20 protein-coding genes are annotated in these 20,409 nt (G+C 46.4%); all 20 read right to left on the bottom strand.

Annotation, left to right across the window (positions count from 1 at the left end):
- Positions 1-241: 241 nt before the first annotated feature.
- On the bottom strand, positions 242-1,048 hold the full coding sequence (locus R1Y93_RS05405; protein ID WP_500821965.1) for a hypothetical protein: 807 nt from the start codon (positions 1,046-1,048) through the stop codon (positions 242-244).
- 135 nt (positions 1,049-1,183) lie between these two features.
- Positions 1,184-1,657 (bottom strand): DUF2284 domain-containing protein, encoded by a 474-nt coding sequence (locus tag R1Y93_RS05400; protein ID WP_500821964.1) that lies wholly within the window; start codon positions 1,655-1,657, stop codon positions 1,184-1,186.
- A gap of 146 nt (positions 1,658-1,803) precedes the next feature.
- Complete coding sequence (locus R1Y93_RS05395; RefSeq protein WP_500821963.1) at positions 1,804-2,016, bottom strand: LPXTG cell wall anchor domain-containing protein; 213 nt, start codon at positions 2,014-2,016, stop codon at positions 1,804-1,806.
- Positions 1,979-2,602 carry a prealbumin-like fold domain-containing protein gene (locus R1Y93_RS05390; protein WP_500821962.1) on the bottom strand — a complete coding sequence of 208 codons (624 nt, stop codon included), beginning with the start codon at positions 2,600-2,602 and terminating at the stop codon, positions 1,979-1,981. The genes R1Y93_RS05395 and R1Y93_RS05390 overlap by 38 nt, the downstream gene beginning before the upstream one ends.
- Positions 2,557-3,570, bottom strand: a complete 1,014-nt coding sequence (locus R1Y93_RS05385) for a hypothetical protein (protein WP_500821961.1) — start codon at positions 3,568-3,570, stop codon at positions 2,557-2,559. Before R1Y93_RS05385 ends, R1Y93_RS05390 begins: the two co-directional genes overlap by 46 nt.
- On the bottom strand, positions 3,561-3,863 hold the full coding sequence (locus R1Y93_RS05380) for a hypothetical protein (RefSeq protein WP_500821960.1): 303 nt from the start codon (positions 3,861-3,863) through the stop codon (positions 3,561-3,563). The genes R1Y93_RS05385 and R1Y93_RS05380 overlap by 10 nt, the downstream gene beginning before the upstream one ends.
- A gap of 387 nt (positions 3,864-4,250) precedes the next feature.
- Positions 4,251-4,766: a hypothetical protein gene (locus R1Y93_RS05375; RefSeq protein WP_500821959.1), complete on the bottom strand. Its 516-nt coding sequence runs from the start codon at positions 4,764-4,766 to the stop codon at positions 4,251-4,253.
- Positions 4,726-7,257 (bottom strand): hypothetical protein, encoded by a 2,532-nt coding sequence (locus tag R1Y93_RS05370; protein ID WP_500821967.1) that lies wholly within the window; start codon positions 7,255-7,257, stop codon positions 4,726-4,728. The genes R1Y93_RS05375 and R1Y93_RS05370 overlap by 41 nt, the downstream gene beginning before the upstream one ends.
- Before the next feature lie 532 nt (positions 7,258-7,789).
- Positions 7,790-9,634 carry a right-handed parallel beta-helix repeat-containing protein gene (locus R1Y93_RS05365; RefSeq protein WP_500821958.1) on the bottom strand — a complete coding sequence of 615 codons (1,845 nt, stop codon included), beginning with the start codon at positions 9,632-9,634 and terminating at the stop codon, positions 7,790-7,792.
- Positions 9,631-11,427, bottom strand: a complete 1,797-nt coding sequence (locus R1Y93_RS05360) for a right-handed parallel beta-helix repeat-containing protein (RefSeq protein WP_500821957.1) — start codon at positions 11,425-11,427, stop codon at positions 9,631-9,633. Before R1Y93_RS05360 ends, R1Y93_RS05365 begins: the two co-directional genes overlap by 4 nt.
- A 71-nt stretch (positions 11,428-11,498) precedes the next feature.
- The gene (locus tag R1Y93_RS05355) at positions 11,499-12,512 is read right to left on the bottom strand and encodes a hypothetical protein (RefSeq protein WP_500821956.1); all 1,014 of its coding nucleotides are present in this window, start codon (positions 12,510-12,512) and stop codon (positions 11,499-11,501) included.
- Positions 12,484-12,690: a hypothetical protein gene (locus R1Y93_RS05350; protein WP_500821955.1), complete on the bottom strand. Its 207-nt coding sequence runs from the start codon at positions 12,688-12,690 to the stop codon at positions 12,484-12,486. The genes R1Y93_RS05355 and R1Y93_RS05350 overlap by 29 nt, the downstream gene beginning before the upstream one ends.
- A gap of 6 nt (positions 12,691-12,696) precedes the next feature.
- Complete coding sequence (locus R1Y93_RS05345) at positions 12,697-13,776, bottom strand: hypothetical protein (RefSeq protein WP_500821954.1); 1,080 nt, start codon at positions 13,774-13,776, stop codon at positions 12,697-12,699.
- Positions 13,773-14,072 carry a hypothetical protein gene (locus tag R1Y93_RS05340; RefSeq protein WP_500821953.1) on the bottom strand — a complete coding sequence of 100 codons (300 nt, stop codon included), beginning with the start codon at positions 14,070-14,072 and terminating at the stop codon, positions 13,773-13,775. Before R1Y93_RS05340 ends, R1Y93_RS05345 begins: the two co-directional genes overlap by 4 nt.
- Positions 14,026-14,334, bottom strand: coding sequence for a hypothetical protein (locus R1Y93_RS05335; protein ID WP_500821952.1), 309 nt, complete (start codon positions 14,332-14,334; stop codon positions 14,026-14,028). The genes R1Y93_RS05340 and R1Y93_RS05335 overlap by 47 nt, the downstream gene beginning before the upstream one ends.
- 3 nt (positions 14,335-14,337) lie before the next feature.
- Complete coding sequence (locus R1Y93_RS05330; protein ID WP_500821951.1) at positions 14,338-14,718, bottom strand: hypothetical protein; 381 nt, start codon at positions 14,716-14,718, stop codon at positions 14,338-14,340.
- 269 nt (positions 14,719-14,987) lie between these two features.
- Complete coding sequence (locus R1Y93_RS05325) at positions 14,988-15,164, bottom strand: Ig-like domain-containing protein (protein WP_500821966.1); 177 nt, start codon at positions 15,162-15,164, stop codon at positions 14,988-14,990.
- Between the two features lie 34 nt (positions 15,165-15,198).
- Positions 15,199-16,194, bottom strand: a complete 996-nt coding sequence (locus tag R1Y93_RS05320) for an Ig-like domain-containing protein (RefSeq protein WP_500821950.1) — start codon at positions 16,192-16,194, stop codon at positions 15,199-15,201.
- Positions 16,124-17,284: a hypothetical protein gene (locus R1Y93_RS05315; protein WP_500821949.1), complete on the bottom strand. Its 1,161-nt coding sequence runs from the start codon at positions 17,282-17,284 to the stop codon at positions 16,124-16,126. Before R1Y93_RS05315 ends, R1Y93_RS05320 begins: the two co-directional genes overlap by 71 nt.
- A partial coding sequence (locus R1Y93_RS05310) for a hypothetical protein (RefSeq protein WP_500821948.1) occupies positions 17,253-20,409 on the bottom strand: 3,157 nt, incomplete at its 5' end. The genes R1Y93_RS05310 and R1Y93_RS05315, both read right to left, overlap by 32 nt.

The following is a 20,409-nucleotide window of genomic DNA, read 5'->3' as shown; positions in this document are numbered from 1 at the left end:
GGAGCCAGCTTATCTCCATAAATCCCGAAACAATAATAAGAAGAACTATAAACACTTTAGAAATTCTTTTTTTCATGAAAACACCCGAGTAATTGTCTTATCACTGCATAATACAGAAAACCATCTTTCTTGATCCACACTGCGACTTTGATACCTCTACTATACAGCAGGCAAACCATTTAAGCTTGTATTTATTACACTTTTCAATCTCAGGACTGATAATTCTCATCCAGCAATTCCTCTACTCCATGCAGTAAGGGCTTTCTTTTTTATTTCCGTTGAGATCACATCTACACTTTCTTGTTTTCCAGCCATAGGTTGCTTCTGTATAATAAATATAATTTCCTTTTACAGATACTTTAATAGCTCTTCCACAAATTGTTTTGCATTTGCTTCCGTCTCTATTTAGCAGATAGACCGGACCGCCATGCGGGAATCCTACTGCGGTTACCAGAACTTTATTCTTTACTTTCTGGACTGTTGAACAATCTTTTTCGAGGCGCTTTATCTGTCTTGTCTCCAGATTTACTACTGCAAAATTTCCCATACCATCACCGTACTGGGTCTGATATCCCATATAAAGATAGGTACCATCGCAACCAATAATACCGTCCACAGGGCCTTCCCCTCCGAAGCTTATCAGTACTTTGTTTGTGCCGGTTTTTAGATTATACTGCATCAATGTACGCTTTCTGTAGGTTCCTCCAAAATTTCCGCTTCTTACAAATGCCGCACTTTCGTAATAAAAAAATTTTCCATTTGTTACAATAGTGCCGCTTGAACAGTTTTTAAGAACTACTTTCTTTTTACCTTTTTTTGTCGCATATACAATATAGCGATTAGTTCTGCTGTTGTACTTCATAGAATAAGTTGTTCCATTGACTTTGGCGCTTTTATAAAAAGATATCTTTTTATATGCGCCGAGTCCGCTGGATGCTGCCTGTACATTCTCTGTTGTTCCTGCTGCTGTAAAGATCATAACGAATGCCATCAATAATACCATACATATAGTCAGCAGTCTATTGCCTTTGTTCCATCTATTTTTCATTTTTCCTTCCTCCTGTTTATTTATAAATGAGCAAGTTCGTGATTTTGTATAAAAGAAAGACACTTCGATTCCGTGTGTTGTATAATGAAAGTGACATGTTCCAGCTTAAGAAATTAAAAAGAAGTCTACAGTTTCTCACGCCTTAACATAAAAAAGAATTTGTGAAAAATAACGTATTTTATCATCGTTTCCCCAGCAGATCATTCCTACCGCATCAGCCATTTCCTGTGCATCAATACAGTAGGCAGACATGCAGGAGTGATGCTTATAGGGACCAGCGGACATGATCAGAAGGTTCCTGTTTCCGGATTCCTCTATTTTGGATGCCAGCTGCTCAGTAAGCTTATTATGAGCAAGTTTCGCCTTTTTGTAATCAGAATGTCTGCTTTGTATGGTCTGCAAAATAAGAGTTTTTTCATAGGCTAATGCTCTTTGTTTCATAGATTCTACAGTTCCGCTTTCAGGCGGACAGGCAGGATTCACATTGTAACATCCACATTGATTTTCTTCACAAAATCTTCGATACTCTGGTTTAAAAATAAGCTTTTGCGTATCCATGATCGCTGCATTTGAGAAGCCAAGTTCTTTCGCTTCTTTTACGTAATCCATAGAAAAATTCCTCCAAATCATCATTTCCCCTTATTTCTCTTGCCAATTTACAACAAGTGAAATAAGGGGAATGCGATATCATCAATACTTTTTTCCATACATAGTGACATCACCATCAGGCAAGCATGTCGTTCAGGTAAGCTTCTTTATTTATTGCGGCTACAGGCATTTCTCCTTTTTCTGCTATACAGATACACTGCTGTAAGCATCAAGCCTGTTCCAAAAAGCATTTCCCACCAGATTCCCCGTCCGCCTGTCTTAGGAAGCGAATAAATGCAGGAATCTGTAAGTTCAAAGGAAATACTATATTTCAAAGGTACCTCAGGTACCAGTGAAGTCCGGGTCTTTTCCACCGGCATCTACCCTGCACGAAATGGACATTTTAGCCTGATCAGCAGCCGGATCCAGTAGATCTCCTGTTGTTTCATCTGTGATCCTCTCCAGAGAAATGGTAGGATCATAATATTTTGTCTTGTCTTCGTAAGCAATGGTCAGCTTCAGGATTCCTTTATTCAGGAAATATCCGCTGGGGGCTTTTGTTTCTTTTATATAATACACAGCCCCTGTGCCTGCCTCCAGACCTGTGACGGTGCCATTTCCCTGCTGGTCAGTCTTCATAGTGATCCCGGCAGGAACCTTGCAGTCCTGATCTTTATACAAGGTAAATACAGCATTGGAAAGAGGTTCCCCTTCACTGCCTTTCTTGCCAAGACAGATCTGGTAATTGATCTGAGTATTCCATACAGCAAATTTTCTGGTCTGATCCTCTGCTGTACTATCTGTGCTGCTGGTCATTACAAAGCCGGGAAGAGGATTACCTTCCCCGTCTTTGGCCTTCTCTTCAATGCAATAACGGATCACACCTTTTGCACCTTCTGCCTGCAGCGGCTGTTTCTGGATCAGCCAGCGTATGGTCTTGTTTCCTTTATCCTGGGATGCGGCCACCGTTGTCTGGAATCGTTTGGTGGTGCTCCCTCTATCTTGCTGTAAGGCCTTGCCACTCCCTCTGCCTGTGCTGTTATCTTGCCGGAAGCAATCGTGGCAGTGTAGGTGGCAGCTGGGTAGCTTACTGCATCTTCCCCGGTTCCGGTGGAGCCTGTTATTTCAAACAGGACGGATGCCTGATTCGGGATGCTGGTGGTCTGCGCCCAGTTCTTTTCCATGGAAAGATCCAGATAATACAGACCGCAGTCCCAATGATTGGTCACATACTCCCAGGACACCATGCTGTTAAGTCCAGGAAGGGTAATGCCGCTGCCATTATTGGCAATCACTGTACGCTTCATGGTTGCTGCACCCTGATCCCCGGTGTCTGTGCCCTGGTATTCCGGAAGGGCTTTGTCTGTGTCCCTTCCCGGCTGGGCCAGGGTATTCTTTGTATCCTCTCTTTCAGGTGTGATGCTCAGTCTTTCAAAGGGAAGAACCCTGGTTCCTCCTGTAACAGCATAATCATCACCCTCGTCCTGAAGCACTATGTAGTAGCTGCCCTCAGCCAGATTCTCAAAGGCGTATGCCCCGTCGCTTCCAGTGACCACCTTATCCAGAAGGTTGCCCATCACATCCACAGCTGGATACAAGGTCTTGCCATCCACAGTAGTGACGCTCATGGTCCGTGTTTTGCCGCCAATCACCTGACTGAAGCTTCCGCTTCCATCCGGATTCTTAGTGATCTTGGAAGAAGATGGCTCGCTTTCCTGATAAAGATATACATCCACCTTGGAAAGCAGCCGGTCTGTGGTGCTATAGCCATTGATGGCAGGACGGTAATTCCCGTTCTGATCCTGATCCAGCCATACAAGCCCTGCGATCTTACGCTTTGCCGTGCGGGTTCCTTCCACTGAGGACTGGCATACAGTTAGGCGCCTGGCTGGTAGGGCCGCCGCTTCTGTAGAAGAAGCTGTTGTTATATACATCGCCGCCCTGCTGGGTCACGTTTCCGCTCTGCAGCAGTGTTGCATTGTCCTTCGTAAACGGTGTAAGGACCAGTCCCATCCGGAAATTGCCTTTTCCGCCTACTTGCAGGAACAAATCCGTAAATCGCATCGATTGTGCCGGAGCCATCTGCATAATGGATCAGCTCTTCTCCACTTGCCCATTGTCCGTCTGCACCTGCCCTGCAGGTCAGCCTGTACATTGTCACACCATTTTCCGTGTGTTCAGATGGTTCATAGGAGGAAGCCAGATCAAGCCACTTACCGCTTGTCAATGGTATTCAGTATCAGAGTTCTGTCCTCCTGGGCAAGATCCTTTGCACTGATCCCGCCTTTCCTGTACTTCAGCTGTCCTGCACCGCCACTCCAGGAATGCCTGCCTGTCCTGCTTCCCTGGTAAAGTCCAGATAGATCTCCTTTACCCGGTAGCCGCCCTGGAAGCTGCTGTCTCTTCCGTCCCCATTGGCAGGAAGGATATCACACAGCTGGATGCGATCTCAGAGTTGTCTGTATGGTTGCTGTAATTCAGGTAATAGACCAGGTCCTCCCCGATCTCAATCAGGTCCCGGCCCGTTTCCTTGTAGATCGCATCATCCTTTGTCCTTGTTGCAACGATGGTCTGCTCTGCAGTATTGGCCTGTCCGGTAATACGGTTGATCTCTTCATATGTGGTATGGATTTGTCACCTTTGTAGTAAGCTGCTGATTGTTCTTTACATCCTCATCCTCATCTGCTCCCTTCTTTCCGATGGTACAGTTATACCGGATGTAAGGAAGTCCTTTGTTGATATCACTTACAGTTGTACAGATGGTCAGTGTGGTCGTCCCATCTGGGTTATCCGTCTGTTTTACATCCCATGCCAGATCACCGGCTTTGTATTTACACTGGTTTCCAGGAGCCGAATAGTCAAACTGCAGGCTGCCCTTATTGTAATGGAGATCTTTTGGAATGGTCATGGTGATCACAACATCCGTTGCCTGGCTTCCGTTTGCTACCAGTTCATGGTCCTTTGTAGCACTGGAGATCTGCAGCCTTGGCATTACCATGAAGTTTGCTGTACGTTCACCGTCGGACACATTATAATAGGTCTTTTCCCGGTTGGAGCCTTTGATCAGGTCTGTATTCTTAACGCCAATCTCACTGACCAGGGTATACAGAAGCAGCGTATTTCCTGCCATCCACCCCATCACATGGGTTCCGTTTTTTTTGACTACCGTTTTGGTATTCTGTTTTCTTATATCCGTTAAAAGTAAAGTCACATCTTTGTTTTGTATATTTCATTACAGGGTCCTGGCTTTCCAGCAGGGTATTTACATACCCATCCGGAAGCGTACCGCCTGAACCGCCATTTCCGTAGGCAGCAATGCCGCCTGCAGTAGCGTATGATCTGCTTCGCCAGGTTGCCAAAAACAGGATAGCATCCTGTTTCCCATCATTATAGTATCGCTTATAGGTTGGACGATATGTAGTCCATCCTCTTACATCATTGGTGGTACAGTAGGTCCCGCCTGTCTTGGCAAAATCCTTTGTTATCTGCATCCTGCTTCTGATATACAGGCTTCTGCCTGTACGGATACAGCAGTCCCGCACCTCGTACAAAAGTGCCACGCATCTGCCGTCCTGGTTTCCTTTGGCGGCAAAGTAGGCCTTCAGTTCGTCCAGGGAAGTAAAGTAGATCAGCTCCTCCTCTGTGTGCGCATCCATCTCTGCTTCCCCGCCGGTAAGCCCATCTGCTGTTTCTGTCTTCGTCCAGTTGGTTCCATCAGGCTTCGCACCGTATAGTACGGTCAGCTTAAAGCTTTTTGTTTTCAGGTTTCCTGAGGATGACCAGGTGGTTGCCGACTCAGAAGTGCCTACCAGAAAAGCATTGGTGCTGTTGGTCCCTGCACTTTTTCCTACCCAGTTCCAGGTGTTTCCTGTACCCTGGTTCACCTGTCTGTCAATGATCTTTTCTCCACAGACAGGCGTATAGGCATCCGAATCAAATTTCTGGAGAAGATTCACTCCGGTAAGGTAATTGTATTCCAGCAGATTATCCACCTGTGGGTCGAATTCTTCTGTTGGGATATAATGGGGATCATTCACATCATCTGTATAATATTCCCTGCTGGTAAAAGACACCTCTGCATCAATGTATACCTGGCTTCCCAGGGGAGTAGAACCTGTGCCTTCCTGGGTGCTGATCAGATCCGTGCCAGTCTCCTTGCTGAAGTAATTATTCTTCGACAGATGGTCTCCGTTTCCATCCCCACCATAAATATATAAACCTGTGCTGTGGTTCAGGTAATTATCCAGATAAGTCATCTCATGGACTGCATGGTTCTTATAATTTTCTCCAAAGAAGCTTTCCATTACATCCAGGCCTTTTTCGGTTGACTCAGGAGTAAGCCCTGTAACGCTGCTAATATCCAGATCAGAAGCAGCACACTCCATATTGATCTCCAGATAGCCGCTTTGTCCATCAACAGTAGTTTTATCCAATGGATACAGCACCTGTACATATCCGGCAGAGAAGGAGTTAATATATCCGCTTCCCCCTACCTGGCTATCCCAGGAACCATTGGCTGTAGCAGAAGGACTGAAGGACGCTGCCGAGTAATTGCTGACTGTAAAATGAAGGGTAAGGCGCTTATCGCCTGTTTCATTTCTCTGCTTTAACGCTCCATTCCAAAAACCGCCGCTGTAGCAGCCGATAGCGCTGTTCCCTGTATTATAGGGAGCCGCATCCCAGCCGTAAGTGGTAGTCTTGGTATAATCATCCTCATCATTCCAGTCAACATTGACCGTATTTTCCTCACCTTTAAAGCTGATCCCCGTCTCTCCGTTTTCATTGGCCTTGTAAGCCCATGCATAAGGGGCAGAGTTCTCTCCAAGTGTGGAGCCATTCATCACCAGTTCTCCGCCAAAGCTTACATCAAACTGGATGTCCCCTGTAGGCACCTGAAGTCCCCGCATTCCCTTGTTGGTCTTATTATTGTACATCTGCAGGGTAATACCATATCCAAGCATGGTACCATAGACAATATGGTTGGTATCCTTGCCTTCATCCTGAAGTTTTTTTACTTCTTCCTCTGTGGTTTCCTCACCGCTTTCCGTATCAAAGTAGCTGGTATAGGCAAGCTGGGAGTTTCTCTTAAGAAGCACGTTATATCTTGGTGCCGCTGATACGGTCAGTGTTTTGGAACTGCAGGATTTTGGATTCTGTTCATTCTCCTCATTTCCGCCTACCCATGCGGTAAAGGAAGGCTTAATCAGGTCTCCGTTGTTCATGCCCTTCACACTGATGGCCAGGCTGCGGTAAACAGTTCCCCCTTTATTTTCTTCCAGCTCCCAGTAGCCTCTTAAATACTGGGCATAGCTTCCATCTGCCTGCTTCTGCTCATAAATATAATAATACTTCATGTTCATGTCGTAGAAAGAAGCAAGACTGCTGTCTACCGGCAGCTTCATTTCCACCCACAGCTGTAAGGTTTCATCTGTTACAGGAGAATTCCCTTCCTGCCCTTCTTCATCCTCTTCGTCTTTCCCGGTATCTTGCAGGGTAAAACAAAGATCATATTTGACAGTATCAAAGCTTCTCACGATCCCATTGGTATAGGAGCTGTCATTTCCCGGGCTCCACAGAACAGCCTGGTCTCTCTCATACCACTTACCATTATGACAGATCATCTTCAGGATCTGACCATTATACAAGTAGTGATGACGCTGTGCCATCTCCTCCTGGGTTTCGTCCTCTGTAACCTCGTCCGGCGCTTCTGTTGTCTGGCTGTCCCCTTCCTCCAGAAGCTGCAAGGCAGTCTTTTCATCTCCGGCACATTCTGTGTCAAAAGCACCGCCGCCATCCGAAGTACCGTCTTTACTGTTGGTATTCATTACCGTAATGGAATCTACCTTTACCGTGCTTGCCGGGCCTTTTACTTCTGCTTCCTTATATGTAACAGCAGTCAGCTTCAGATTATTGCTCTGGTCGATACCGCCGGTAATATAGTAACCATTGGTCACATCTGTGCCTTCCAGCTGGTTTCCACGATAGGCATCATTTCTCCACGCATTATACTTTGCGGCCTTGCCGTTGTCCGCTTTCATGGCTGCTGCCTGGATCAGTGTGACAGATGGCTTCTGGTTTACGCTTACATTTTCGTAGTTTCCGGTTCCCTCATAAAGGGAATAAATATCATTTCCGGTTCCGTCAACCGTGGATTTATTTTCGCACAGCAGTCCTCCTGACAGGATAAAGCTGCCTGCATTTGCCACCTGGGGATTCTGTGCAAGGCCGCCGCCCTTCTCCGCCTGATTGCCAGTGACAGTGCCGCCTGCCATCTTGATCTTGCCGGTTGTCTGGTAAATAGCGCCACCCATTACTGCCTGGTTCCCAGGTGATCTTAGTGCCTTCAAAAATATTCAGCTGGCCTTCATTATAAATAGCGCCACCATTTACAGTCGCCTGATTATTGGAAATCTGAGTATTACTCATCCACACACTGGCTGCACTTCTTATATAAACACCACCGCCGTATCTTGCTTTATTTCCGGTGATCTCGCCGCCTTCCAAAACGCATTTACCGCTGGACAGATAAATGATACCGTTGCCAGATATCACATTGTCTGTGATCTTTCCTCCGCTGATCCGTACAGTACCGCCGGCATTGTAAATAACGCCACATTCCCAATAATTCTGCACAGCATTGTTGCAGATGGTTCCGCCTCTCATTTCAAAAAGACTGCTTCCTGCTCCTACATAAACAGCCGCTCCACAAGCAGCACTGCATTCATTGATGGAAGCTGTGTTATCCAGGATAAAGGTGCCGCCGCTGACAGCCACGCCTGCACCGCCGCAATTGCTTTGATTGGTAGGTGCTGTGCACATGCTGATCTGTCCGCTTTCCATAGTCACTTGGCCGCCGGACAGTACCAGAATACCGCCGCCCAGCTTTCTTGTGCTTCCTGATATGGTTCCTGTCGCTTCTCCCGGATCCAGTCCTTCTGTCTTTTCATCCACGATCCTAAGATTACCGGAACAGGTGATGGCAGTGTCTGTGCCCTGCAGCTTGTGCCCGTTCAGGTTCAGCACTGCACTTACGCTTCCCGGGATCTGAATGCTTTCATTAATATCCCTGATCAGATAAATCTCCGGTGCCCCATCCTGGTACTTTCCTTCTTTTACAGCATTTACAGCCTGCTGAAGGGAGGTATATGCATCATAATAAGTACCAGTTTCATTTTCAATCTTTGCCACAAACTCCAGTGAATCATACTGAAAAGTAAGGCAGCAGGCCCTGGTTACCGGATCATACTCAATGGGATCTGTTATGGCCAACTTTTTCGTTTCATTATACCAGCAGCTGCCCTTTTTATTCTCATCAGCCCCAAACATATCGGCTGCTGCAAACAGCTGGATTTTAGAATTCTTATAGGATTTATCATAGTTTCCGTAAACGTCCCTGCCGTAACCGGCCTGGTTTCCATACAGCTTGCCTGTGCTTCCGGTTTCTGCTGACTTCTTTATTACAAGTTGTCCCATCACTGCTGAAACCCATACTCCGCCACCATTGGTTGCCTTATTATTACTGGTCAGGCCTCCGTCCATGGTAAGGGCTGTATTTTCACCAACTCCCACACCGCCACCTTGGGGTGCCTTGTTATGGATGATCTGTACTTCTCCTGTGATCTGTGCTTCCCGTGTGGACCAGTTTCTGCTACCGTCTATGTAAATGCCGCCGCCGGTATTTGATGCCGTATTATCTTCTATCACACCGCCTGACCAGGTCAGCTGTGACAGCCGGGTCCAAATACCACCGCCATTATTACTTGCTTGATTGCCTGCGATCCGTCCACCTGTCAGATACATTTCATATCCTGTAAAGAAAGCGATACCGCCGCCATAACCTCCAGTATTCGTAATGATCCGGGCCGGATCCTCTATATACACCTTGGAGGCTGTACCTGAGTCAAAAAAAACACCGCCGCCAAAGCCACCACTACTAGCTGCTTTATTGTTCTGTATCAACACATCTGCAAAATGAAGCTCAGAAGATGTGGCTGTCACTGATGTCCACCGCCGTGAGTGGCGCTATTGTTTTCGATCCGACCATTTAATGTAAGCGTTCCTACTGTATCGATCCTAAGACCCCCACCATAGGATGCCTTATTATCATGGATATAGACCTCTTTCCCGATGATTGTCTGTCCGGCTGTGCCTGCGCCAATACCCAGGCCTCCACCGTAATACGCTCCATTTAACCAGAACTCACCTTTTTGGACTTCCAGCTTTTGGGTACCGTAAAGACCGGCACCTCCGCTGTAACTGCTGATTCCATATTGTCTTGTACTGTTATCATGGACCTTGCAATCCTTTACCAACACCTCTCCTGCGCTTAAGGACAGGCCACCACCAGTTTTTGCCCGGTTATGGTGGGCATTAATATTCTCTACGGTTACTTCCCCTACAGATGTGGTACGGATGCCGCCGCCGGCTCCTTTTCCCACATTATTGGAAACTTCCAGATCCGGTCCGATCACGACTGTCTTGCAATACTGGATATAAACACCGGCTCCGTCCGTTTCCGCTGTGTTATGATGGATCTTGCCGCCGGTAATGCTGATCATTGAGGCTGTATCTGTTCCTTGGATAAAATTAAAATCAGCACTTACGCCGCCGCCATGGCTGCCGGCTGTATTCTCACAGATCTCACCGCCTGATATCAGGATCTGGTTGGCAAGGTTAAAGGCTCTTCCCATATACACTCCGCCACCATTCTTTTCGGCCTGATTATTACAGATCTTTCCACCTGTCATAGTAAAGGAAGAAGGGGCAGTGGTACTGATACTGTAAAATCCTATACCGCCGCCATAAACAGCCTGGTTTCCTGTGATTTCTCCCCCGCTGATGGTAACGGAAGCATTCTGATCTGCATAAATACCGCCGCCATATTTTACGCCGGAGAAGCCTGTGATCACGCCTCCCTTTAAGATAAAGGCTCCTCCTTCTCTTACAAAGACACCTCTGTTGCCGGTAATACCTTCTGCCGGCTGGATCCTGCCGCCCTGGCTCTGTTCCGGATTGGTGCCAGGATGACCTGTGGTACTGTCTACTTCCAGCTTTCCTCTTATATCAAGCACATTTTCCCGTGAAGAGCATAAGGTATATCCATTTAAGTCCAGGACCACATCCTTGTCCTTTCCGATCTGCACACTTTCTTCAATATCCCTGAGAAGATAAATCCTCTGTCCCTGTGTGGCTGCATTTACTGCATCCTGAACAGATGGATAATTCTGTCCGGCTCCGTTTTCATCCAGGATCTGAGCTGCCGCTTCTAAAGATGGATCCTCCATGTACAGGGCATAAAAGTGACAATTCTGTTCCAGACCGGAGGATGTAACAGCTTCCGTGTATGCCTGATAATTTTCACAATCATACCAGCAATTATAATCTCCCGGCTCCATAGACGAAGCTGGCATCAGGGTAAGAGCTGCGTCTTTTGCTGCATATATATCACTTTTACCAAGCGAGCACTGATTGCCATACACAACTCCGCCTGTCACAGAAGCAGTACTGCCTGCGCCTACACGGATACCGCCGCCTACACTGCCGGTGGTATTCCCTGTGATGGATCCACCTGTAACATTCAGGGTAGAACTTGACAGATAAATGCCGCCTCCGCCCCAGTTTACATTGGCATTGGTAGTTGTATTGCCGGAGATCTCACCACCGGACATATTGCAGGTGCTTCTCCACAGATAGATGCCGCCTCCGTAATTACTTGTTTTATTATCACAGATCCTGCCCCCAGGTAATGTCCAGCCTGCCTTGTACATAAAGTCCTGTACCCTGATTACCACTATTCCCGATGATCTCTCCGCCTTCTATACGAACCTTTGCACCACCCCAGCCATAAACGCCTGTGCCCTGGTTAGCGCTGTTCCCAGGTGATCTTTCCTCCTGTCATTGTAAAGGATCCGGCATTAACAGCTACCGCAGACTGTGTGTTTTTCGTGATCAGGCCTCCATTCATCACAAAAGAGCTGTCCCTGTCCATTACTAAAACACTTCCGCTGCCATTTGCCTTTAAAGTCCCGCTGTTCATAACCAGGCTTCCATCCTGGACAAAGATGCCTCCTCCAAAGCCATACCGAGCCGATACACCTCCGGTAATACATCCGGTCTGGTCTTCACTTGTGTCTTCCAGGGTCATTTCTCCCTTAACTGTAAACACAGGAGTATTCGTCTTCCAGCTTCCCCGGATGGTATTCCCATTCAGATCAAAGCAGATCCTGGTTCCCTTAGGGATCGTCACCGCCTCTTTATCCTCTTTTAAAAGGGTGATCCTGTGTAGCTGTCCATCCCCGGCTGCATCTACCGCTGCCTGAACGGTAGTAAATTCTTCTGCAGAATCATCCAGTCTTGCCACCATCTCTGTCTCAGGCTCAGAATAAAGAAAGGTATAACGGTAAACCTTTGTCCGCTCTGTAGTATCCAGCTCCAGTCCCTGGATATTCCTTTCATCCGTAGTTTCATCATACCAGGCAATTCCCGGTGTTCCATCCTGTGCTTTCATCTGGTCTGCTGCTGCCAGACTGACAACAGGGGTAAAATAAGTAAGATTGCCGTTATTATTTACCTTCAGGGTAGCCGCCACATACAGATCCTGTCCGCCTGGAATAGTACCTGACCCCGGCGCCTGATTATCAGAAATCACTGCACCTTTTTCTATGATGATCTTCGGATTTAAGGTATTGGTCGTCCATACATAAACACCACCGCCATATATATAAGCCTGATTATGACTGATCTCACCGCCGCTGATCTGGACAGTACCGCCAGCCAGACTTATAGCACCACCATAATTGGCACGATTGTTATAGATCTTTACATCTCCTGTAATAGTCAGAAGCCTGTTATTTTCTACTAAGATATACAACACCACCGTTACTGCCTGCCTCGTTGTCCGTCATCTCACCGCCGGAAATGGTACCGACACCAAATAAAACGCCGCCGCTGCTGCTGGTAGTATTATCTTTGATCACTCCGCCCTTCATGTAAAGGGTGCCTCGTACTGCGCCGCCTACTCCGGAAGCATTGTTGCCGGAGATCTCTCCCTTCATTCAAGGTTACAGTCCCATAGGCTCCGCCGCCTCCATTGCCGCCGGCCCTGTTGCCGTGGTACAGATGCCGCCATTCATAACCAGAGATCCGTTCACACCACCGCCTATACTGTCCGCTTTATTTCCTTCGATCCTGGCCTGCTCAGACATGGTAACATTTCCATATATACCACCGCCACTTCCCTTTGCCTGATTATCAGAAATGATCACATCTCCGGAAAGGATTGCTGTTGAAATATATCCGCCGCCTCCATTATCTGCTGTATTCCTGCAGATCTTACCGCTGCTGGCTGTCAGTTTGCCGCTTGAGAAATAAAGTCCGCCGCCCCAGCCGTAAGTGCTTCCCTGTGCCTGGTTATCAGAGATCTCGCCGCCGGTCGTCACAACATTGGCTCCATTTCCATATATACCGCCGCCGTAAAAGCTGGCTTTATTGCCATTTACCAGGGTTCCCTCCTGGATCTGTACCTTACAGTAAGCTCCCGTGGCAATACCGCCGCCGGTGCCAATAGTCTTATTATTCAGGATCTGTACTCCGGAAAGGACCACATCTGCATAATTGCTGATCCACACACCGCCTCCATAATGAGAGTCGGTCCACTGATAATTAATATCCTCATCAGTCAGTAAGTTTTCCTGAATAGTGCCGCCCATAAGGCTGACAGATGACCGGATCTTGTCAGTACTGTAAAAATACATGCCGCCGCCATAGGACACTGCCTGATTATCAGATACCATTCCGGACACCATTGTGAAATGGATCGGAGCCTGAACATGAACACCACCGCCTCTCATACCGGCAGTATTATTTGAAACAGTCGGGCCATCAAAGATCCATTCATTTTCCACATCAGACACACTATGGATATAAAGGCCTCCCCCGTTCTGATCCGCATGATTCCCTGTAATGGAAATCCCACTGCCACAGGTGACTTGTTTCACAGTCATAAGACTGTATGTACACACCGCCCCCATTAAGCGCAGCACTTGTTCCCGGTGATGGTGCCATCTCTGATAGGAAAGGTCACTTGCATGATAGATCCATATGCCGCCGCCGCTGATACCGGAGCAGTTGTCGCGGATCATGCCGCCACTCTATAGACAGAGCCGGCCCCATCACTTACATACACGCCGCCGCCCCGGCCTGCTGCAGCATAGCCGGTGATCTCTGACTCCTTCTCCAAGGACCAGACGGCCGCCATAGCATACAAATACGCCTCTTGTATTCTCGTTGCCAAGCAGAAGATGACACTGCCGGATAAGCTGCCGTTCTTCAGGGTAAGCTGTCCGTATACAGTAATATTATTGGTATCCTTGCCAGCCTCTGCCGAAGACTTATCCACAGTCAGGGTGTGGCCGTTCAGATCCAGTACAATATCCATCCCGCTGAGGGATCAGAAGATTCTCTTCTACTGTAGTCCGGAAAGCTGTCGTCCAAGGCTTAAGGTTAAGTGTTGTAGAGCCTGCCTTCCTTGCTTCCTCGATCAGATACTGAATGGTGCCTTCCTGTGCATCTGCAGGAGCATCCAGAAGAGTGGTATCTGCCGTTTCTTCATGACTGTCAGCAAGCACACCATCTCCGTCAGTGAAAACGTCTTCTATCTGAGACGTGTTCAGCCTTCGCTGCCCTGTGCCGAACTGCATCCTCTATCTGGGATGGATCAGCCTCGCTATCTGGTACCGTTGCATCCTCCACCTGGGATGTGTCAGCCTCACTACCCTGTGCCGCTGCATCCTCCATCTGGGATGGATCAGCCTCGCTATCTGGTACCGCTGCATCTTCCATCTGGGATGGTGTCGGTCTCGCTGACCTGTGCCGGTACGTCCTCTATCTGGTACATCCTCACTGCTGTAAGATCTGATCTGCAGATAAGACGTATCCACGTCACTGCTGACAGCCACCTGGTACTCCTGCCCGTAATCCAGCGTGGCAGCAGACAACCCGGTGCCCTGGCTTCCCATTGCGATTGCAAACGCCAAAAACCAGGACATCCCTTTTTTAAAAGATCTCCAATGGCTGTTTTTCATACTCATTACGCTCCTTTTATAATATCATCCCTCCGCCTGTCTTCCCCCGGTCAAACAGGTCAGATACCTGCTCCTTTCCTCGCTTCCGCTTCTTTTTTATTACAGCTAATTTTACTATTCAGTGTGAGGATTTGTCAATTAAGAGTCAGCCCCATTCCGAAACTGCAAAGACTTTCAAAAATCATGATTATAGTCAATTTTTATAGCATCAAAATCAGACATATATGAAAAAGGAAGAAGCCAGAGGCCTCTTCCCTTTCGATTGCAGGTTATTTTACATTGATCTTAATCCGATATGTTTTTGCACCGGATTCGACTGTGATCGTTGCCTTTCCTTTCTTTCTGGCTTTGATCTGGCCTTTCTTTGTAACCGATGCGATCTTCTTATCAGAAGATGTATAAGTTATCTTCTGCTGACTTGTAACAGGTACTGCTGCAGCTGCCAGCTTTAAGGTTTCTCCTTTTTTCAGGGTAACCGTCTTACCGATCTTTTTTCTTTGTCACTGCATTTGTAACCGTCAGCTTTTTGGTCGTAACCGTGGTTTTTTGTACTTTTACTTTAAAGCTTGCTTTTTTACCACTCTTAAGAAGTACAGTGATGGTAGCCTTTTTCCCTGCTTTTCGGCCTTTGATCACTCCGTTTTTCACAGATACAGCTTTTCCATTGCTGGACTTCCAGGAAACAACTTTGTCTCCCTTGCCCATGGTAACCTTCACTTTGTAGGACTGTTTTACTTTCAGCGGGATGGTGCCTTTCACGCTCAGCGAAATCGTACCTGCCAGTTTCTCTATGGAAGCTGACTCTTTCTTTCCGCACTGGGAGCAGATACGCTCCTTTACACCTGTCTCCAGAACAGTGGGATCTTTTGTAGTGATCCATTCTCCGAAGCTGTGCTGTCCTTTGGCCGGAAGCGCTCTGGTCTCAACGATATGGCATCTTGTACAGCTGTGCTGCTGCTGTCCTTCTGTTTCACAGCCTGCTTCCTTTACAGTGGTCCATTCTCCGAAACTATGCTGTCCCTTGGCTGGAAGTGCTCTGGTCTCAACGATGTGGCATCTTGTGCAGCTTCGCTGCTGCTGTCCTTCTGTTTCGCAGCCTGCTTCCTTTACAGTGACCCATTCTCCAAAGGCATGTCCATATGCTTCCTGTGTCTGATAGGTTTTTGTGTGATTGTGAACGTTACATCTGTAAGTAATGCTGCCATTTGTTGTACAGGTAGCACTGATCTCAGTCTCTTCTGCCCACTGGCACACACCACGCAGTACAGTAATAGTGTCATCACCATACCTTGTGCGCGTATAAACCTGATAGGAAGTTCCGGCTTCCAAATAGAAGCCATTAAGCTCCTTCACTTCTTTGCCTGTTTCTTCTTCTACAACCTTGATCCAGTCATCCTGATCCATATCAAAGGAATAAAAACCGCTTTCCTCCGGTGTATATCGAAATGCTGTGAGCTGGTTGCCGGCTGCAGGCACCTGGGATGGTTTCTCCGGTTTCAAGTACCGGGAGCTGCTCTGTAGAAGCTGCTTTCAGGTCAACAAAGCTTCTGCAGCTGCCAAATGCAAAGAAAACACGAAGGGTATCATTCCCAATCCATTTCCAGTACAGGACACGCACAAACCGGCCTGCCGGATCCGTCTCACCCTGTAAAATATCTTTGCTGCTTCCATCTGCATAATGGGCAGTAATCACCATTCCATCAAGAGAAATACTATCATCCGCATTTGGATATACAAAAGGATTATCCGGAGCTTTTTTCAACTCTACAGATGTTAGTTCGTCTGCCTTTGCTATATAGAATGAGAATGCATTGGCAGGCTCTTCACCATGATTTCCAAGATAAACAAGGTAAGAAACTCCCTTTTTCAGCGGTACAAGTCCACTATTGTCTTTCCTGATGGGATTTAGACGAACATCCCACTGTCCCAGTTGAAAATATGTGTAATAGGAACAAAACTCAGTATTCAGGAAAAGCTCATCATTCCCGGAATCAAAATGAATAAAATAATTGCCATCCTCAGGAACTGTAAATCTGTATAAACATTCCTGGCCTGACTGTAAGGAAGTTGTTTTCGGGGTGCCGATCTGAAGAGCCTCTATATCTGATATGCTCCCACAAGGTATCTTCCCGTTTGTGCTGCTCTTCCAGGTCCTGCCATCCTCTTTCTTATACATCAGATCATATACAAAAAACACTTCATTCGTTTCAGGATCGCCGTCCATTTCGGATGAAGCCTCCACTTTTATTTCATTTCCATAGTCATCTTTCAGGGTAGGATAATAATCATCTTCTATTATTTTTTCGCTTCCATCCTGATAAGTAACCTTAAGACTGTAAGCCATCAGCGGGTTGGTAAATATTGTATTATTTGCGTCAGAAAATCCCTCTTTCAATACCAGCTCTAATTTGCTGATATCTTTATTCTGAACAAAACCGAAGCATACAGTAGTGGTTCCGCTTTCATCCTTGTGATATAAGTCAACTATATAGCGATAGGTCTTGCCGGCTTCAAGAGAAGCTTTCAATGAAAAATTACTTCCAAGACCCGGAGTCATCGTCCTCACCAAGCTGATTCTCATCTGAATATAACACTACCTTAGTGTCCGATCCACCTTCTGATTTTATCCGGTAATCCCCACTGACCGTTGGAGTGAAAACAAAAATCTGTTCACCTCCAGCTTTTATGGTAACTTCCTGCCTAAAACCATCTGTTAAAGTGATTTCTCCGTCAGCACCTGGCTGTCCAGGATTCTCCTCAGACATTTCCACTATGCGGATTCTGGAATCCTTGTAGGCACTGACTGCAACAATACAGATTTCCCCTTCATCCATCTGATAGGTCTGTCCTTTTTTCTTGAACCGGCTGCTCATTTCCCGGTAAAAGCTTGCGTCAGCACCCTCTTCTGTCTGAATCTGATAAGTAGCATCTTTAGCAGCAGTGAATCGGTACAGGTGACGATAGGTTTCTTTTACATCTGTCCACTGTCCGAGAATCAATGTTTCTGTAACCTGCGGCTTTTCTGCTTTCACCTGCACACCTGCAGCAGCTATCTGCAGATTTTGGTTATCTTTCGTAAGAACCGGTGTGATTGTATAAGTACCCTTTTTCATGGTCTCATCAAAATCCATCTCTTTCCCTGATTCTGACAAAACACTGTAATACACATTGCAACCGGCGATCTGATCATACGCCTTTACCTTTTCTCTTCGGCCATCTTCATATATAGCCACTGTCTGCAGTCTTACATCTGAATAGCTGTCCATACCTGGAATATAAGTCACATCCTCCAGCAATGTTGTTTCAAGCTTTACAGGCAGCTCATTTTTTTTGATGCACAACTGTACATCCGAACCATATTCATTATTTGTGTACAGACTAAAGAAATAAGCTTTACCAGCTTCAAGGTTAAAGGCCATATCAGAAGCTTCATTATTTGAATTGATTAAATACTTACCATTTTCATCATACACAGTCAACGAAGCATCTGTATTCACTTCCAGTTCATACACACCTGAAGCCTTTGGGGTGAACTGATACAACAGACGGTTTGAAGCTGCAGAGCCTGTCTGTACCTGATCTGTTTCAAGAACAGGCGCACCAGAATCCTTCAGAGAAACAATTCTTACAGGGATGCCCTGCTCTGACATTTTCTTGCCATAGCCTAATTTAAGAATGTAATCTCCTGTAGAAACAGACCACCTATTATCATAAGGAATCGGACTGGTTTCCAATGTTCCATCTTCCTTCCGGAGATAAAGCCATCCATCAAGACGATTATCGTACTGATCTGTCTCTCCAAGAGAAAGGATCTCTTCTGTTCCATCGTCCATTTTCACTTTGGCCCGAAGGTTATCGAAATATACTGTCTCCAGATTCTGAATGAAAACATTGTTATCATTCTCCCAGCCAGGCAGAATTTCCACAGACGTAGCCACCGGCTGTTTGTAAATATACAGATTAAAATCCTGCGCCTGATTGGTATAGAATGAGATGAAATACTTGACTCCTCCTGTCAGTTCTCTGTCACCAGCCAAAGGCCCAATATATGTTAGCTTATTATTCGCTTCATCCCAAAGCCCTATAGATGCATTTACATGCCCGTCTGAATAATTAAAGGAATAATGTCCATCTGTTTCCGGGATAAAGATATAATAATTAGTGCCATCCTCATTCAATGGAAGCTTTTGACGGCCCATTTTTAACTGAGGCAGACGTGCTGCATCTTTTTGTACGGAAAGGATGGAAAGCCTGATCTCTTCGCGTACAGTTCCAGCAGTAAAGATAGCTTTATATTCTCCGGCAACGGAACCTTCCTGTGCAGACCATGGAACATAATTTCCGTTTTCATCTTCACGCAGCCATTCTACAGCAATGGTGTTGCCTATATTATCTTCAACTGAAGCTTTACCAAAAAGAACACCTATTTCAGCGTGGCTGCCATCTGCATAGTCTATACTTAAATCACCTGGTATCCAGATTTCCTGATTCATACCTTCGATCTGGATGTACTCTTTTTTAGGGAAAGACATCGCTGTAATATTCTGTCTTCTAATCAGGCTCAGGGCCGCATTTTCTCCCTGGTGTCCTCCACCGTGAAATTCAAAAAAGATTGTATCGCCTGCATTCAAAACCTGGATGCTATCATATTTTACTGACTGATAGCCGCTGTCGGTTTTCTTATAAATGTTATAGTATCTGGACGTAATATCAGAAATAGCATATCTGTCTGTTGCCGGTGCTGTAAAGCTGTAAAAGGCATGCTGGACATATGGAGAAACAACAGAAATCTCTTCTCCACAGTCAATAGCGCCCCGGTAAAGAACAGAATCGGTGATTTCTTTTACCGCAAAGGGTACAGGATCACTGGAAACACTACCGTTCCTGAATATCAGCTGATAATCTCCGGCAGGCAGAATGTCTAATACTTCATGCTCATTTCCCTCTGCATCGATCAGATAAGGTTCAAAGACCATCTCATCAATCCGGATAATGGAGGAGCCAAATGTTAATGTGCCTTCTTTTGAGGGTCCATTGTCAAAGGAAACCAAAATCTTTGCTTCTGTGTAGCTTTCAAGACCGGCAACCGCTTCCCCCAGTGTGCTGGTGATCTGGATCTTTTCAATATTGGGGATCCTGGTAATGGTTACATCAGCAGTTTCGCCCTGATCCTCATCCATGTAGTAAAAACGCACATAATAAACCTGGTCTTGATCAAGTATATATTGTCTCCGATACTGATAAACGCCGGAGTACTCACCCCATTTTTCGGATATGGGAGATATTTTAGCAAAAGCATGATCCCGGTCTTTTACCTGCATCCATCCTGGGGAATCAAAGGCATAGGTTCCGCTTTTGGTTGGAACAAATTTGTACCACAGGGCATCATCCTGAGAATGAACCCGTTTAGCTGCTGTGGTGCCTTCATGGATATCCGTCCATGGATCCCCTGCAGTAAACTCATACGATAGGGAATCCGGATCAGCAGGAGTGTAGCCTTCCACTTCAAATCTGACTTTGTAGGTTCCTGCTTTCATCATAGCAGAACCGGCGCTGCCAGATGGATTACCTTCGCTGTCATAGTACAAATACCTTGCCGTATGTCCATAAGTATCCATAGGGACTGCATTTCTCGCTGTAACGGTAACTGTCTGTGAAGGTGCATTCCTATAATTAAATGTAAGCTCTAAG

Source organism: Blautia sp. HA3515, assembly GCF_059933065.1.
Note: the sequence above shows the minus strand (reverse complement) of the source record. Positions and strands in the feature narration are given on the sequence as shown.

What these genes read in the sequence shown, in the direction of transcription:
- R1Y93_RS05405 (WP_500821965.1), bottom strand. Translation starts at nt 1,048, where the DNA reads ATGAAAAATAGATGGAACAAAGGCAATAGACTGCTGACTATATGTATG.
- R1Y93_RS05400 (WP_500821964.1), bottom strand. Translation starts at nt 1,657, where the DNA reads ATGGATTACGTAAAAGAAGCGAAAGAACTTGGCTTCTCAAATGCAGCG.
- R1Y93_RS05395 (WP_500821963.1), bottom strand. Translation starts at nt 2,016, where the DNA reads ATGCCGGTGGAAAAGACCCGGACTTCACTGGTACCTGAGGTACCTTTG.
- R1Y93_RS05385 (WP_500821961.1), bottom strand. Translation starts at nt 3,570, where the DNA reads ATGTATATAACAACAGCTTCTTCTACAGAAGCGGCGGCCCTACCAGCC.
- R1Y93_RS05375 (WP_500821959.1), bottom strand. Translation starts at nt 4,766, where the DNA reads ATGGCAGGAAATACGCTGCTTCTGTATACCCTGGTCAGTGAGATTGGC.
- R1Y93_RS05370 (WP_500821967.1), bottom strand. Translation starts at nt 7,257, where the DNA reads ATGATCTGTCATAATGGTAAGTGGTATGAGAGAGACCAGGCTGTTCTG.
- R1Y93_RS05350 (WP_500821955.1), bottom strand. Translation starts at nt 12,690, where the DNA reads ATGAAGGGAGAGATCTCCGGCAACAATGCTTCCGGAGTAGGCGGCGCA.
- R1Y93_RS05345 (WP_500821954.1), bottom strand. Translation starts at nt 13,776, where the DNA reads ATGATCCGCGACAACTGCTCCGGTATCAGCGGCGGCGGCATATGGATC.
- R1Y93_RS05340 (WP_500821953.1), bottom strand. Translation starts at nt 14,072, where the DNA reads ATGGATATTGTACTGGATCTGAACGGCCACACCCTGACTGTGGATAAG.
- R1Y93_RS05335 (WP_500821952.1), bottom strand. Translation starts at nt 14,334, where the DNA reads ATGCAGTTCGGCACAGGGCAGCGAAGGCTGAACACGTCTCAGATAGAA.
- R1Y93_RS05330 (WP_500821951.1), bottom strand. Translation starts at nt 14,718, where the DNA reads ATGAAAAACAGCCATTGGAGATCTTTTAAAAAAGGGATGTCCTGGTTT.